General features: G+C 62.6%; 12 protein-coding genes and 1 pseudogene. 6 read left to right on the forward strand and 7 right to left on the reverse strand.

Annotated features, from left to right (window positions below; all coding sequences use genetic code 11):
- Positions 1 to 10: 10 nt before the first annotated feature.
- Positions 11 to 856 (forward strand): class II glutamine amidotransferase, encoded by an 846-nt coding sequence (locus F7R19_RS08940; RefSeq protein ID WP_061957999.1) that lies wholly within the window; start codon positions 11 to 13, stop codon positions 854 to 856.
- A 170-nt stretch (positions 857 to 1,026) separates the two neighbouring features.
- Here F7R19_RS08940 and F7R19_RS08945 read toward each other — a convergent pair whose 3' ends face one another.
- On the reverse strand, positions 1,027 to 1,377 hold the full coding sequence (locus tag F7R19_RS08945; protein ID WP_061957998.1) for a hypothetical protein: 351 nt from the start codon (positions 1,375 to 1,377) through the stop codon (positions 1,027 to 1,029).
- Positions 1,378 to 1,783: 406 nt separating this feature from the next.
- Positions 1,784 to 2,248, reverse strand: coding sequence for a YaiI/YqxD family protein (locus F7R19_RS08950; protein WP_061957997.1), 465 nt, complete (start codon positions 2,246 to 2,248; stop codon positions 1,784 to 1,786).
- A gap of 228 nt (positions 2,249 to 2,476) precedes the next feature.
- Between F7R19_RS08950 and F7R19_RS08955 the strand changes: the two genes are divergently transcribed.
- Together F7R19_RS08955 and F7R19_RS08960 are read left to right on the forward strand one after the other, a co-directional pair.
- Positions 2,477 to 2,842, forward strand: a complete 366-nt coding sequence (locus tag F7R19_RS08955; RefSeq protein WP_150980009.1) for a hypothetical protein — start codon at positions 2,477 to 2,479, stop codon at positions 2,840 to 2,842.
- A 53-nt stretch (positions 2,843 to 2,895) separates the two neighbouring features.
- Entirely contained in the window at positions 2,896 to 3,498 is a 603-nt protein-coding gene (locus F7R19_RS08960; RefSeq protein ID WP_150980010.1) for an HD domain-containing protein, read from the forward strand.
- A 23-nt stretch (positions 3,499 to 3,521) separates the two neighbouring features.
- Here the strand turns inward: F7R19_RS08960 and F7R19_RS08965 are convergent, their stop codons facing one another.
- The 5 genes from F7R19_RS08965 to F7R19_RS08985 form a co-directional block, all read right to left on the reverse strand.
- On the reverse strand, positions 3,522 to 4,196 hold the full coding sequence (locus F7R19_RS08965) for a DUF2894 domain-containing protein (protein ID WP_061957995.1): 675 nt from the start codon (positions 4,194 to 4,196) through the stop codon (positions 3,522 to 3,524).
- Positions 4,189 to 4,848 carry an OmpA family protein gene (locus F7R19_RS08970; protein WP_150980011.1) on the reverse strand — a complete coding sequence of 220 codons (660 nt, stop codon included), beginning with the start codon at positions 4,846 to 4,848 and terminating at the stop codon, positions 4,189 to 4,191. The genes F7R19_RS08965 and F7R19_RS08970 overlap by 8 nt, the downstream gene beginning before the upstream one ends.
- Complete coding sequence (locus tag F7R19_RS08975) at positions 4,845 to 7,451, reverse strand: DUF802 domain-containing protein (RefSeq protein ID WP_150980012.1); 2,607 nt, start codon at positions 7,449 to 7,451, stop codon at positions 4,845 to 4,847. Before F7R19_RS08975 ends, F7R19_RS08970 begins: the two co-directional genes overlap by 4 nt.
- A 9-nt stretch (positions 7,452 to 7,460) precedes the next feature.
- Positions 7,461 to 8,141, reverse strand: a complete 681-nt coding sequence (locus tag F7R19_RS08980; RefSeq protein ID WP_150980013.1) for a DUF3348 domain-containing protein — start codon at positions 8,139 to 8,141, stop codon at positions 7,461 to 7,463.
- A gap of 459 nt (positions 8,142 to 8,600) precedes the next feature.
- Entirely contained in the window at positions 8,601 to 8,876 is a 276-nt protein-coding gene (locus F7R19_RS08985; RefSeq protein WP_150980014.1) for a PAAR domain-containing protein, read from the reverse strand.
- A 292-nt stretch (positions 8,877 to 9,168) separates the two neighbouring features.
- On the opposite strand from F7R19_RS08985, the pseudogene F7R19_RS08990 reads away from it, so the two are divergent.
- The 3 genes and pseudogenes from F7R19_RS08990 to F7R19_RS09000 all read left to right on the forward strand — a co-directional run.
- A pseudogene (locus F7R19_RS08990) lies at positions 9,169 to 11,848 on the forward strand (type VI secretion system Vgr family protein).
- A 2-nt stretch (positions 11,849 to 11,850) separates the two neighbouring features.
- Positions 11,851 to 13,773: a phospholipase D-like domain-containing protein gene (locus F7R19_RS08995; RefSeq protein WP_150980015.1), complete on the forward strand. Its 1,923-nt coding sequence runs from the start codon at positions 11,851 to 11,853 to the stop codon at positions 13,771 to 13,773.
- A gap of 3 nt (positions 13,774 to 13,776) precedes the next feature.
- Positions 13,777 to 14,989 (forward strand): SEL1-like repeat protein (locus F7R19_RS09000; RefSeq protein ID WP_249043146.1); only part of this gene is annotated, 1,213 nt, incomplete at its 3' end.

The raw sequence follows: 14,989 nt of genomic DNA on the forward strand, positions 1-14,989 counted from the left end.
GGAGCGCGTCATGTGTCGTTGGCTGGCCTATTCGGGCCGATCTGTTCCATTGGAGGCGGTGTTGTTCCAGCCCGAGCATTCATTGATAGACCAGAGCCTGAATTCTCGGCTTGGCCATACGACAACCAATGGCGACGGCTTCGGGGTGGGATGGTACGGCAGGCATTCGGAATTGCCGTTCCGCTATCGTTGCCTGCATCCGGCGTGGAGCGACACCAATCTGCGCGAGACCGCGCGGGCAGTGCGGGCGCCGCTGTTCGTGGCCCATGTGCGCGCCGCCACTGGCACGCCCACGCAGGAAACCAACTGTCATCCGTTTCGCTTCGGCCGCTGGCTGTTTGTCCACAACGGGCTGATTCGCGACTATCCGGTGGTGCGGCGCGAATTGATGATGGCCGTGGCGCCGCATCTGTTCCGCTGGATCGAAGGGTCCACCGATTCGGAAATCATGTTCTTCCTGGCGCTCACCTTTGGACTGGAGCGCGATCCGCGCGGCGCGCTGGAGCGCATGGCGGGCCTGATCGAAGAGGTGGGCCGACGCAACGGCGTGGAATGTCCGTTGAACATGACGGTCTGCGTGACCGACGGCAAGCAGGTGGTGGCAGTGCGGTATTCGAGCGAAAGCGCGTCGCGCTCGCTGTTCCACAGCACGTCGTTCCGGCAGTTGCGGGCGCTGTATCCGGACGATCCCCGCATTATTGCCGCCGGGGACGATGCGTTCCTGGTGCTGTCTGAGCCGCTGATCGATGTGCAGGGCGTATGGGAAGAAATCCCCGAGGCCACCGTGCTGGTGGCCCGTGCCGGACAGATCGACCGGCAGCGCTTTGTGCCGCGAATGCCCGAAGCCGCGGCTTAAGCCGCTGCACCGGTCGAGGCGTAAAGGATTGGAGCCGGCGATGAACGGGCGCAAGCGCGATTCGATTGGCAACCGTGTGCGGCGCGGGCGCTGGCAGTGAGCACGGCCGACGCAGCCGAAGGCGCTTATGCCTCGGCGGCCGGCCGCGCTGGTGTCATACGGTTACTGGGTTACTGGCACTGGCTGATGGCGGCAGCAGCATTGCTGTCGGCGCCGCGGAAACCGAGCCAGGAGCCCGGGCCGTTGGGCGCCTTGCGCACCACGGCGGCGTCGCCGTTCGGCGGTTGCTGTCCGGGCACGTAGACATCGAACGCCTGGTCGTTGGCCAGCATGTATTGCATCGTTACCTGTTGGCGCGAGGCGTCGGCCCATTTCTGTCCGATGCATTGCGCGGCCGCCTTGGGCTCCAGCTTGCTGGGGCCGACGGCGCGCGTCGCCGGAGTAGGGGGAGGGGTGTATGGCGAGACGGCGCAGCCAGCAAGGGTGGTCACGGCGAGAGCGACGATGAACGGATATTTCATGTTGTTAGCTCCATTTCGGATCGCAGGGAGCACCGGCGGCGAAACGGTGTCGGGCCGCCGTCAGCCGGTGCGTTTAACGTGTACCGGACCGTGGGAGGTACTCCACGTCGTACAAGGTAGAAGTCTAGGCATCCGGCACAGGATGTGACTACGTCCGAGCCACTATCTGTTGCGTAGGTGTTTGTCTGATATCGATTGTCCGGATGGATCCCCGCCGTGTGCGCGAAGGAGTTCACGGTGCGCGCCGCAGGTGTTGTCCGAGGTGCGCAATGAAGCGCCCCGAGGCTCCTCAAGTGGCCTCGAAAGGCGCTACGGATTCAATGCGCGCGGCGGATCACAATCGTGGCAGCGAAGGCGGCCATGAGCGGCCATGGGCAGTCATGTGCGCATCAAGCGCGCGGTAAATTCAGGCGTCGTTGCGCGGCGGCGTCTGGCGGGCCAGAAAGCGGTCCAGTTGACTGGCAAACGCCTTGCCATCCTGCGGTGCATAGGGCGCCGGGCCGCCGGTCTCGATGCCAGCGGCGCGCAACTGATCCATGACGTCGCGCATGGTCAGGCGCTCCTGGATGTTCTCGCGGTTGAACCAGACGCCGCGCGGGTCCAGCACTTGCGCGCCCTTGTCGAGCGCGGCCGCTGCCAGCGGGATATCGGCCGTGATTACCAGATCGCCCGCATTGGCCAGTTCGACGATGCGCTGATCGGCGACGTCGAAACCGGCGGGCACTTGCAGCAACTTGATGAAGCGCGACGGCGGCGTGCGCATGAAATGGTTGGCCACCAGCGTGACGCTGACCTGTACCCGCTGCGCAGCGCGAAACAACATGTCCTTGACGACGACCGGGCAGGCGTCTGCGTCAACCAGTATTTGCATCACGGTGTTTCCGACGGGAGAAAGGGCGCCATCTTACTGCCTTGGTGCGTGTCCGAGTAGAAAACTGTCGAAGCCGCCCGTACGGGGCGGACAGCACGCCACGGGCCCCGATAGCGGCGATGCAAGCACGGCAAGTGCAGCTCGGTTGCGGCCCGTGTTGCACCGCAAATGCCGCGCGCACGGTATATTTGCCCGCTGAACATTACACCGAAGCAGGAAGCGGGAAGCATGAGCAAGAAATCGATTCGGGTGTCGTATGTGGCGGTGCCAGGCGACCTCAGTGTCTTGAAACTGAAACGCTATCTACGCAACGCAGTCGCCGAGGCGGCGGAAGCGGGCAGCGACGACATTCTGCTCGTCAAGGTGCTTGTGCCGCGGGCGCTGGGCCTCAAGGCCGGGGAAATGCTGTTCAATCGCGTCCTGCAGGACATTGTCGACAAGGACCAGCGCGTGCGGCGCGTGTCGGTGGAATTCGTCGACGGCGAAGTCACGCCAGAGAAGATTGCCGCGAGCGAGGCGCGCACCCAGAAGGAGATCGACGCGTACGGGCATTTGCTCGCAGAGGAGAAGGACGATGACGACGCAAATGACTGAACGCGCAAAGGGCGGCGTCTTTTCTCGATGATTGCGATCCATTGGCCGCTACCGTGAATCTATCCGATCTCGAGCGCCAGCTCGCCTTCCTTCGAGAAATCGATCGCCTGAAAGGCGTCTTGCGGATGTCGCCGCTAATCGATCAGTCGCGACGCGAAAACAGTGCCGAGCATTCCTGGCATCTGGCGATGTACGCGCTTGTGCTGTCGCAATATGCGGCGGCGCCTGTCAACGTGGAGCGCGTCGTCAAGATGCTGCTGCTGCATGACATCGTCGAGATCGATGCGGGCGACACGCCGTTCCATCATGCGTCGATGCATGCAGCGCAGGCCGAGCGTGAGCAACAGGCGGCGCAGCGGATCTTTGCGCTGCTGCCCGATGCGCAGGCGGCCGAATTCCGCGACCTGTGGTGCGAGTTTGAAGCCGCGCAGAGCGCCGATGCGATATTCGCCAAGGCGCTGGACCGCTTTCAGCCATTGCTTCATAACGTGGCCACCGATGGCGGCACGTGGGTAGCGCATCAACTGAATCAGGAGCAGGTGTTCTCGCGCTACGGCCCCGTCATACAGCGCGGCGCACCCGCGCTATGGGACGCGGCGGCGCGCCTTGTGCAGGAACACTTTGCCGAGCCGTCACACCAAAAGCCCGCGCCCTGACGGTTGGCGCAAGCGGTGACGTTCTACGGCGTGCTTGCCGATGGTTTGCTCGATCTGGCGCGCGGTTTGCGCGGCGCAGCGTGCGGCGTCTCGCGCTCGGACGCCGGGGCGGCGATGTGCATGCCATCAAGCCACGACAGCGCATCGACATACGACAGAAACTGTTCCAGATAACCGGGCGATACCTCGCGCATCAGGGACAGCGCCCGATGCACGAGATGGTTGGTGTTCAGGGGTCCGGCGTTTTCGGGCACGCCTTGCTGCGACTGGCGCAACTGGCGTTCGACGCTGACGCGGGCCCATGTTTCGCGGAAGTAGTCGACCAGTTCAGGTTCGGCGGGATAGCCGCGCTGCGCCGTGGCAAGCGGCGCAGCGCCAGCGGTATGGCGTGCTGGCGTTTCGCCCGCATGCGCAGGGCGCGCAAGGCTGTGGCTGAGCGCAGCAAGCGCGGCGATGGCTCCGGCCGGTTGCGCCGATGCTGTGCGCGCTGGCGCATCGCAAGGCGCGCGCGTCAGCACTTCGCGGTAGTCGGCAACCAGTCGCGTCAGGCGGGCTTCCAGCAGGCGACCCGCTTCGCCATCGTAGCGCGCCGCGCGCCGTGCGATCGCTGCGATAAAGCAGAAGCGCACCGGATCTGCGCGATCGGCGCCGCTGTCGCGCCATGCCGCGATTGTGGCGTGCGGGTCGTCGCTATGCATCGGCTTTTGCGGCGCCGGCCGCGGCGTTTGGGACCCTTGGCACCGGCGCGATCTCCACGCGGCGATTCTTCGCGCGGCTTTCCTCGGTGATGTTCGGCGCCACCGGCTGCTGCGATCCGAACGCCGCCGAAAACACCGAAGCGGGCGGCACGCCTGCTTCGATCAACGCACGGGTCACGGTCAGCGCGCGTTGGGCCGATAGCTCCAGATTGTCGGCAAAACGCCGGTTACCTTCGCGCACCTGCTGATCGTCGGTGAAGCCACTCACCATCAGGATTTCGTCACGCGCGCCAAGGTAGGCCGAAAGCGGCGCGGCGAGGCTCTTGAGCAGCGCGCGCCCCTCGGGCTGCAACTGGTCTGAATTCAGTGCGAACAGCACGTTGCCGCTGATACCGATGCGCCCGTCCTTCAGCGTGACGCGGCCGGCGGCAAGCGGCCCGGCAAGCGCCTGTTCCAGCGTCTGCCGCCGCTTCAGCTCCGCCTGCCGCTGCTTCACTTCGTTTTCCAGCCGGGACGACAATTCCATCTGCACGCCGATCACGCCAAGCAGCACCAGCACGAACGCGCCGAGCATGACCGACATCAGGTCGCCAAACACCGCCCACGCGGGGACGGTGGTCTCTACGCCAGCGTCGAAGTCGTGGTCTGTCATGCCACCCCGGCGCCAGCCTGCTGTGCGGAAAACTGCTGAAGGTTTTCCAGGATCTGCTTTTGCGACAGCATGCTCAGGTCGATCACCTCGCGGGCCTGTGCAACGTAGTAGGCCAGTTGTTCATCGCTGCGCGCCATCGATTTGTCGAGTGCGCCTTCGATGCGCGCGAACTGTTCGGCCAGCTTGTCGCTCGACGCACTGAACATCTGAACGGCCATGCCGAATGCCTCGCCCAGGCTTGCCACTTCGACGGCGCTATCGGCGACCTGTGCGGCGATGCCGTCGAGCTTGCCGGTTTCCTGGGCTACCTGTTCGGTGAAACGCGAGCCGACGCGCTCGAGCAGGTCAGCGGTGGTGGTGACGAGTCCATCCACCGCTGCGCGTTGCTCGGTCGAGGCGTGATTGACGGCGTCCAGGAGGGTGCTCAAGGTCTCCAGCAGGCGGCCGCGTTCGTCCAGCATGGCGTTGTCGCGCGCCATGCTGTCGGTCAGCTTCTGGCGCAGCTCGGCGATGACTTCGGCTGCGGCTTTCGGCGCCTCGGTGGCGATTTGTGCAAGGCGAGCGACCTCGGCAATCGTGCCGGTGGCCTGCGCCTGCGTGTGCGTGGCGATGTCGCGCGCAGTTTGCGAGAGCGCGTCGCGGATTTCGCGCTGATGCCCGGCGGCCTGCGCGCTGGCCTGCTGCCATTCGTCGCGCATGGTAGATGCCATCGAGGCGAGCGTTTCGCGCCAGGCCGCGAGGCGCTGTTCGTCGCGGGCGGCGAGTTCCTGTTGCAGCGTGGCCGCGGCCTGCAACAGCCGGTCGATCTCGGCAAGCGTGCCAGTGGCCTGGGCCTGTGTGTGGGTGGCGATGTCGCGTGCGGTTTCCGACAAGGCGTCGCGGATTTCATGCTGATGCCCTGCGGCCTGCGCGCTGGCCTGCTGCCATTCATCGCGCATGGTGGATGCCATCGCTGCCAGCGTTTCGCGCCATGCCATAAGGCGCTGTTCGTCGCGGGCGGCAAGTTCCTGTTGCAGCGTGGCAGCGGTTTGCACCAGCCGGTCGATCTCGGCAAGCGTGCCGGCTGCCTGCGCCTGGGTGTGCGTGGCGATATCGCGTGCGGTCTGCGACAGCGCGTCGCGGATTTCATGCTGATGCCCTGCGGCCTGCGCGCTGGCCTGCTGCCATTCGTCGCGCATGGTGGAGGCCATCGCTGCCAGCGTTTCGCGCCATGCCGCGAGGCGCTGTTCGTCGCGGGCATCGAGCGCGGCGTGACGGGCCGCTTCCTGCGTCTCCAGTTTCGCCTGCAAATCGACGTGCGCCTGGCTTACCGTGTTGGCGATGTTGGCAGCGTGCTGCGCGAAGGCGGCGGACGCGTCGGCGGCGGCCTGGCGATGGGTGCTGGCGAGAGCATCGCCGGTCTGTTCCAGGCGCGACAGCGCTGCGTCCCACGTCTGCGCCGCAGCGGTTGCCGCCGTGTCGACGCGCGTGCCGATGTCGTCGACCAAGCGCGCGGAGCGCTGCGCAAAGCTTTCGCCAAAGCCATCGAGCGATGCGCGCAGATCCGAGGTCAGTGCGGCGTTTGCCTGGCGATGCTCGGCAAGCGCCTCGCGCCAGGTGTCGGTCACGACGGTGGTTGCGGCGTCGAAGCGGGTGGACAGGCCAGTCAGGTGCTGCTCAACGGTTTGCGTGACGGTGTCGCGCAGCGTGGCGGCCTGGTTGGCGATGCCGGCCATGGTCGTATCCACGGCTGGCTGGATCGCCGCGCTGGCGACGCGGGCGCTATCGGCGATGGCGTCCTTGAGCGACTGTCCGACGGTTTCGGCCAGCCGTGCGTAGGCGGCGTCGGTGCGTGTGTGGAACGCGTCCTGGCTGGCCAAAAAAAGGCGCTCGCCCAGTGCGTCGTTGCGGCTGGCCATTGTCGCGGTCATCGTTTCGAGTCGATCCACCAGCACTGGCATCAGTTCGGCTTGCTTTTGCAGCAGCGCAAATACCGCATCGTGCTGGTGATGGCGCGAATGCACGCGCAGGGTGGTGGCGATCCGTTCGTCGAGCAACTGCGCGGCCTGCACGCGCTCCCGCCGGGCAAGCGTCGCGAGCAGGCCGAGCATGGCCGAAGTGGCAACGCCAGCCACGGAGGTCCCGAACGCGAAGCCAAGGCCCTTGACCGGCGCGGCGAGCGAGGCGCGAATAGCCTGCAGATCGGCGGCGCTTTCCAGCGCCATGCCAGTTGTGCGCAGTGTGCCGACCATGCCGAGGAATGTGCCCAGCATCCCCAGCAACACCAGCAATCCAACTAGATAGGGCGTCATGGACGGACCGGGCAGCGCCACGCGCTCGCCTTCGACGCGCAGACGCACGGCGTTGCGCAGGCTGGGGTGCAGGCGGTCCAGCCATGTGCCAAGGCTTGCAGGCGGTGCGGCAAGGTCGGCCAGCGCGGCGGTCAGGGTTGGGGTGGCCTGACGGTAACGATGCAGTTCGAACGCGCCGCCCACGTAGAAGCCGCCAATAAGCAGCGTGACAGCCAGCGCCAGCGCATTCGTGCCCGCGTAGCCGGCGCCAACCCAGCCGACCACGGCGAGGCCAGCGAGGAATACGACGAGCGGGGTCAAGTGTCTGTTCATGTCGATCGGTCAGTTTTCACGCAGGGCGGCGAGCAGGGCTTCCACCGGCTGGAACCGGATGTCCAGCTCGGCCAGCAGCACGCTCTGCATGTCCTTGCGAAATACGTTTAGCCACGCGCCCTCGGCGTCGCGCAGCTTTGTGAAATGGGGTTCCAGCATGCCGGGCACTGCAGCCAGCACGGCCAACTCGCGCGCACCCAATACCTGTTCCATCACGCCGTCGAGCATCGCCAGACGGGCCGCCCGCGGCGAGCGCGTCGCCAGTGCCGCGCGCAGCCGCGCACGCAGACCGGCGATTTCCCGCTCCATTTGCTGCTGCAACGCGATGTAGCGCTGACGGTGCACGGCAAACTCGGTTTCACCCGGATCGGATGCAGCCGGCCGCGCGACCATGCGGCGCCGGCTGTCCGGCGATGTGCCTTGCCCCAGGATCGCGGCGCTCAGCATCGCGCGGACGTGTGTGCCAGCGGCATCGCCAATCGCGGGGCGTGCCGGCGCGCCGGACTGGGTCGCCGGCGGATTGCCGTTGAGCGCTGTCGACAGCGCAATGGCATCGGTCCAGTCGAGCCACTGGCTCATGACGGCCGACAGCGACGGCGCGGCCCTGGAGGTCCCGGCGTCGCTCAGACTGGCCAGCAGGCGTAGCAGTTTCGGGCCGCTGAAGCCCGTGCGCTGGGGCACTCGCGTCATGTCGCCAAGTTGAAAAAATCGGAAAGTCTACACGGTCGCGGCGCTCGGGGAACCAGTGTCAGGGTTTCCAGCGGCGAAAAGACGTCCCCGAAGCCACCTAGGCGACGCATCGAACCGTTTTTCGACGTGGGAGAGATGCTGGCGTCACAGGTTGTCGACTTGACCCACACCCTTTTCGCGATCATGCGGGCGCCCGTGATTTCTGGGGCATTGCCGTAGCCGTATCACCAGTAGCTTGAGCGGCAGTTAGATTTCTTGTGCGCTCCGCCCGCATGCAGGTCCGTGCCTGAGATTTCCCCGAGCCTCGGCGACTTTATTCTCGGAATCGTCCGAAATATATCGATTTATTTTTTATGCGAATTTAACGACGATTACGTAGCGATATCCTGTCAATATTGAAAGAAAGATGGCCAAGCATGACTGCTGGCGGCAGCAGGCCCGCACGTAGCGGGAAACGTCTTACTCCTGGTAGAAAATTGTGGATCGCGCAATCACACGATTCGTGCCGCGCGGACAGCGACACATGACGATGTCGCCGTCCTGCACGCCGTGTGTGTTGCTTGACGGAAAGGTTGTGGCGGTGCCAAAGATTTGCCCGTTGTGTCCACATCGGCGGCAGGACGCGAGCCCGAGGTGTTTGGCGATCGGTGCGCCATTGTCGAGCATGGTTTCGTCCCCATCGAGGATTACGCCGTCCGTGGTGGTGAGGTTTCCCTTAAGCGCGATCATTCCCATTGTTTTATCCTCTTAATATCAGAGTTAAGCATCTCTAACATCTAGACGTGGCTGGAAAGTTTAGATAGGAAAGAAAAGAAATTTTGGCGATTTGTATCAGCATAAAAAACACATCGTATATAGAATTTTCCTGATTTTAAGCTTTGTTTAACTTTCGTTATTTTCGAGATGAATCGCCAATTCCCATCCTAATGAAAACGTCGTAACGTGCAGCGCTCAGGAATGTGGGCCGCGCGTCGCAACCGGCGGCCTGCTCGGCGAGTTCGATCACGCTGATAACGGAGCGAGGAACATGGCTGGTGCGGGGGCGGATCAACTGGAGGAAATGGGAGGCGGCCTGCTCAAGGCTGTGACTGGACTGCAGCCCTATCACCTCAAGGTGCTCGGAGCGAATAGTGCGGCCGGCCTTTCCGTGGTGTCATTCGAGGCTGTAGAGCGCCTGGGCGAGCCCTACAGCGTCAAGATCCGATTGACCCATCCGATGGATCTGGACCGGATGGAGTACGTGCGCCGTGACGCCACTTTCTCGATCAATCCCGGCGACGGCTCGGAGCCTCGGCAATTCTCTGGCTGCATCTTCCGCTTTTCAAAAACCCGTCAGACCCGCGACTTCTGCGCCTATGAAATGGAGTTGCGCCCGAAGGTCGCCTTTGCTGACGCTGACCAAGGCAAGCCGTGTCTATCAGAGAAAGACCGCGCCGCAGATTATCGAAGCCATTCTTCGCCGCCACGGCCTGGAAGGCCACCAGTTCGCTTTCAAGATTCGGCGCCAGTATCCGGAGCACCCATTCCGGCTTCAGTACCAGATGTCCGACTGGGACTACATCCGGCTGCTCATGGAACAGGAGGGGCTGTACAGCTATTTCCTCCCGAGTCCGCATGGCGCTGTCTTTGGCGATGTGTTTCAGGTCTGCGACGACATCGATCACTATATTTACCAGCCGGAGTTGCGGGTTCCCTATCGGGAAACGGCTGGTCTGGAATCGGGTATTGAGACGGTATTCGATATTCAGACGCACGTGCATACGGTGCCTGAATCGTTTCGCACGGCCGACTACAACCCGGCGGATTCCTACGAACGCAAGGCAGGCGAGGCCAATGTCGCCCGCAAGGAAACAGGCAACTACGGCCAGTCCTATGTCTACGGTTCGCACCACCTCGATATGGCGGGTGCGAAATGGGAGGCGCAACTGCGCCACGAGGCGGCGCTGGCTGGACAAATCATCTATGAAGGCCAGAGCAATGTCCTGGGCCTGCGGCCTGCGCGCATCCTGCGCATGGACGTCAACCTACCCGATGCGCTGCACGGTCAGGTAATCACGGAAGTCGTCCATATCGGGGCCCGAGACCAGGCTTACCGCAATACCTACCAGGCCATTCCTTCGGATCGGCGCTTTCGCCTGCCGATCGATGAAAGCCGATGGCCGCGCATCGCGGGCACCCTGAGCGGGCGCGTGACGTCTCCTGGCAAATACAAGTACGCCTATCTGACCCAGCATGGCCTGTATGTCGTGCGCCTGGATCTGGATTTCGAGGATTGGCCCAACGGCGGCGAGAGTGTGCCGATGCGTCTGGCGAAACCGTTTGCCGGTGCGCGGCAGACCGGTTTCCACTTTCCGCTGATCGATGGCACCGAGGTCGCCATCGCCTTCCGCGACGGCAATCCCAACAAGCCCTACATCGCGCACGCCCACCATCACAGCCGGCACGAGGACCTGATCACCAATCGGGACCGCTGGCTGTCGCGCAACGTGATCCGAACGCAGGCAAACAACAAGCTGCGATTCGAGGACTGGGAGGGGCAGGAGGGCGTCAAGCTGTCCACCGACTACGGTGGCAAGACGCAGCTCAACATGGGCTATCTGGTCGATCACAAGCGCCAGAAGCGTGGGGAAGGTTTTGAGTTGCGGACGTCGGGGTGGGGGGCTTTGCGGGCCGGCAGGGGGATGCTCCTCACCGCCCACGACCAGCCCGACGCAGGCGGCCAGCAACTGGACATGCAGCAGACGATCGCCCAACTGGAAAGCGCGCTGGCGATCGCGAAATCGTTGGCTGAATCGGCCGCGACCGCCAACGCAGCGCCAGCGGATACGGACGCTCAGAAGCAGGTCAATGAGGAGTTTGGCGGACTGAAGAAGCCGGCGATTCCGGCAACGGCCCCCGCTTCCGTCGGCATTGTTTCGGGACGTGGCGTTCAGATTGCTGCGGCTGACAATGTGTCGACGGTGGCTGGCAAGAATGTCGATATGACCGCAGTCAAGCGCTTGACGGTGGCCGCCGGCGAATCGGTCTCGATGTTCGCGCAGACGCTGGGAATCAAGCTGTTCGCAGGCAAGGGGCCTGTCGAAATCCAGGCACAGAGCGACCTGATGTCCTTGCTCGCCGACAAAGACGTAACGGTCGCCAGCGTGAACGGAACGGTAAATATTGCGGCAGCCAAGGAACTGATCCTCAGCTGTGGTGGGGCGTTTGTGAAATTGTCCGGCGGCAATATCACCCTGGGCGGCCCAGGCGACCTGATCTACAAGTTCATCACGATGCAGAAAAAAGGTGCGGAGTCATACCACATTCCGCTCAACCTCAATCACCCAAGCGTTATGGCAATGCCTACACGTCCCCTCGTGCTTCGTGCGGCAGCCTCGCCCGCTGCGACTGGGGCTCTAACAAAAAGCATGCCGTACACGTTGCTGGCTGATGGTGTCGTAGTGCGACAAGGCGTGATGGACGACACCGGTGAACTTCTGGTGGACCACGCACCCACAACAAAAAAATACACCTTGCAAATGGCAAATGGCGTGACGCATGACCTGCCGGTGCCGGAAGAATACCGCGGGGATGCAGGCAACGGCGAGCTTGCGAATCTGGGCTTTCACTTTCACGAGGGCGTCCCCGAAGAGCACGTGAATTTGGCAGACCGAGCCGTGCATCGCCAGGCCTATAGCGATCTGCTCAACCCCAACCCGGAAGCCTGACGATGTCCCAGCAAAAGCCAATCGTTACACCCATTGCGCTGTCGCGCACGAACAGCGCGACGATTACTCTGCCGTGGTTTGTACAGCGCACCGAGTATTGTCCGGCGCAATCTACCTTCAGGCCACTGGTGAACGGCGAGGAGGCGTTCGGCGTGGTCTATGACGCCATCGCGGCAGCGCGCCGCTCTGTCGACATTATCTGCTGGGGGTTTCAGCCGTCCATGTACTTCAAGCGGGGCGATCGCGATGCCGTGTCGATCGGGCAATTGCTGGCCCGCAAGGGGGCCGAGGGAGTACGCGTACGCCTGCTCTGCTGGCAGGACGATATCCATATGGCTGAGTGGAGCGAGAACAATATGCCGGGCAACAATTTTGCCACGATGGCGAAACCCCATCTACCCGACTGGTTTCTCGCATTGCCAGGCATGTCGATGGTGACGCGCGACTATCAAAAATCCTTTCAGCGGGAATTTGACCTGGAATGGTTTCGGCGGGTGAATCTGAACAACGTCACCAAAGACAACAAGCGGCTGGAGCGTGCACTGGCGGAGAAGCTGGGGAAGCGGCTGGCGAGCTCGCTGTTTGGTATCAAGCCCTTCGACGGCATTGAATTTGCGACGCGGGGCTTTGACCCGTGGGATCGCTCGCTGATCGCCTTTCAGACCTGGTTGTTTGGCGAGGATTCGCAGCGCGACGCAAAAACCAAGGCGACGAACAGCGCCGCGATGGGAGCAGAGCCCACCCACCATCAGAAGATGGTCCTGGTGGACTACGAGCTGCCAGAGCAGGCGCTTGGCTTCGTCATGGGTCACAACATGCTGGATACCTATTGGGACCGCAATGATCATAGCTACGTGCGGATGCATCCCAGGATGGGGCGCAACGGCGAGCACCCTCGCCAAGACATTTCTGCGCGGGTCACGGGGCCGGTGCTGCAATACCTGAACAGAAACTTCTGTCAGGCATGGGACGATGCAACCGGCCAGAGCCTTGGCAAGGCGCGCGAAGGCATTGCGCAGAAACTGCAACTGCGACGCGACTACGATACCCCGGTGATGGCGCAGATCCTGCGCACCCAGGCGCAGAAAGGAAAGCGGGACATCGAATCGATGTACATGAATGCCGTGAACAACGCCACGCAGTTCATCTACATCGAGAACCAGTATTTTCGGTTTCCACCGTTGGCCGAGAAGATCAAGGCGGCGGCGGCCAAACAGGTTAAGCGGGGTCGGGACCCGGGCAAGCATGGGCCGATCCACCTGTTTGTGGTGACGAATGACAACGATGAGGGCATCGGCGCGGGGACCGTCAACACCTATCGAATGCTGGATGCCCTGGGCCGTGCCGACACGATTCCGGGTGTGGCGCGCGATGAGCGGGCCGACAAACTGAAGGTGGAACTGGAGGCGGCACGCAAGCAAGCTGCTGGAGCAACCTCGCCGCAGGCGCAAGCGGCTGCGCAGGCGAAGGTGGCGGAACTGGAGCAGCGGCTGCAGGCCAACGCGGACGAAAGCAAGTGGATACCGTCCGCCGAGATTCCCGGGCTGAAGGTCCACGTTTGTTCGCTAGTGGCGCCGGATTCCCCGCCGGGGAAATGGGACTACGTGTACGTGCACGCCAAGCTCATGATTGTGGATGACGTGTTCACGACCATCGGCTCGGCCAATATCAACACGCGCAGCATGATGGCGGACAGTGAACTGAACATCTGTCATGAACACATGGGCGTGACCCAGCCACTGCGCAGGCGGCTGTGGGGCATTCATACGAATGGGAAAGGCGTACAGGACGATCCGGCGCAGGCTTTTGAGAAATGGGGGAAGATCATTTTTCAGAACGAGCAAAACCGGAGCAAAGGCCGTTCCCCTGATGCATCGCTTGTTGGCTTCCTACGGACATCCAGGGTCCGCAGTTACTCGGATTGATTGATGAGCCGAACCTATCTGCTGATTCCGCTGGTCTTGATTTGCGCTTGTTCGAACAAGGAAAATTCAATGCCATCCCTACCAGATTTGGGCGCGATGCGCGCCAACCTAGCTTTTACATGTGTCCGTGAAACTGACTATCTACCTGCACTGGAGCAGCGTGCAGACAGCCTGTTTCTGTATGCGCGCCATCAGCAGAAGCAGCCTGGACCGAAGAACTTCAATGAGATGGCGCGCTACTACCGGATCGCGGCGGCCCACGGGCACTACAAGGCCAACCACAACCTGCAGTTGCTCGTCTCGCAGGGTTTTGCGGATTCGCCTGCTCCGTCCAGGGAAACCATCGATCTCGCAGAACAATTGATCCACCAAGGTGTCCCTGGGGGATATTTCGACATGGGCCACTACCTGGAATTGGGTTATGGCGTGAAGCAGGATGAGGAACTGGCCCTGCGCTACTTTCGCAAGGCCGCTGACATTGGTAGTGCAGAGGGGCAAGCATACGTGGCGAAATTTCTCGAACCTCTGGACAAGGCTCCGGAAATAGCAAGACAGATGCGCAGGTGTGCGGCGGGGCAAGGCAACGGCGAGGCAGCCAGCGTGCTCGGTATCGACCTGAAGACAGATAAGCAATATCTTGAAGCAGTTCAGGCGTTTCAGAAAGGCGTGGAAGCGGGCAGCAGCATGTCCGCGTCCTTTTTGGAGGATGGATTTAATGGTCCATCGCAGGATGATGGGCTTGATTATTTGGCTCTACCATTTGATCCAGAGCGGGTCGGGCGCTACAAGGCAATCTGGAAATTCCTCATTGCCAACGACGGCCGCAATCCGAAGGTACCGGACATCGACAAGATCGTGCCGCTGCCGCCGGCCAAGCTGCCCGAGTGGGACGGTACTTTCCAGTGGCAGAAGGAGCAGGATGCGGCCGTGCCGCCGCAGAAGCCCGCCGAGGAACTGGTGCAGCAACTTGCCAAAGAAAAAAATCTCGATCCAGCGACCGGCCTGCCGCTCACCACTTCGAGCAAGGCCGAACGCCTGCCGCTTGGCACGAAGGTCCGGACGGGAGAGCGATGCCCGCAGGACGGATGCTGGTGCGTACCGCATGTGGCCCGCATCAAGCCGGATGCGACGCGGTACTTCAAGGAAGGCGACGTGATGCCGCCGCTGGTTTATGAAGACCCGCGACCGATCCCCGGTCTTGACCGGTTACTTGGCA

The organism is Cupriavidus pauculus, from assembly GCF_008801835.1.
Taxonomy (GTDB): Bacteria; Pseudomonadota; Gammaproteobacteria; order Burkholderiales; family Burkholderiaceae; genus Cupriavidus; species Cupriavidus pauculus.

What these genes read in the sequence shown, in the direction of transcription:
- F7R19_RS08940 (WP_061957999.1), top strand. Translation starts at nt 11, where the DNA reads ATGTGTCGTTGGCTGGCCTATTCGGGCCGATCTGTTCCATTGGAGGCG.
- F7R19_RS08945 (WP_061957998.1), bottom strand. Translation starts at nt 1,377, where the DNA reads ATGAAATATCCGTTCATCGTCGCTCTCGCCGTGACCACCCTTGCTGGC.
- F7R19_RS08950 (WP_061957997.1), bottom strand. Translation starts at nt 2,248, where the DNA reads ATGCAAATACTGGTTGACGCAGACGCCTGCCCGGTCGTCGTCAAGGAC.
- F7R19_RS08955 (WP_150980009.1), top strand. Translation starts at nt 2,477, where the DNA reads ATGAGCAAGAAATCGATTCGGGTGTCGTATGTGGCGGTGCCAGGCGAC.
- F7R19_RS08965 (WP_061957995.1), bottom strand. Translation starts at nt 4,196, where the DNA reads ATGCATAGCGACGACCCGCACGCCACAATCGCGGCATGGCGCGACAGC.
- F7R19_RS08970 (WP_150980011.1), bottom strand. Translation starts at nt 4,848, where the DNA reads ATGACAGACCACGACTTCGACGCTGGCGTAGAGACCACCGTCCCCGCG.
- F7R19_RS08975 (WP_150980012.1), bottom strand. Translation starts at nt 7,451, where the DNA reads ATGAACAGACACTTGACCCCGCTCGTCGTATTCCTCGCTGGCCTCGCC.
- F7R19_RS08980 (WP_150980013.1), bottom strand. Translation starts at nt 8,141, where the DNA reads ATGACGCGAGTGCCCCAGCGCACGGGCTTCAGCGGCCCGAAACTGCTA.
- F7R19_RS08985 (WP_150980014.1), bottom strand. Translation starts at nt 8,876, where the DNA reads ATGGGAATGATCGCGCTTAAGGGAAACCTCACCACCACGGACGGCGTA.
- F7R19_RS08995 (WP_150980015.1), top strand. Translation starts at nt 11,851, where the DNA reads ATGTCCCAGCAAAAGCCAATCGTTACACCCATTGCGCTGTCGCGCACG.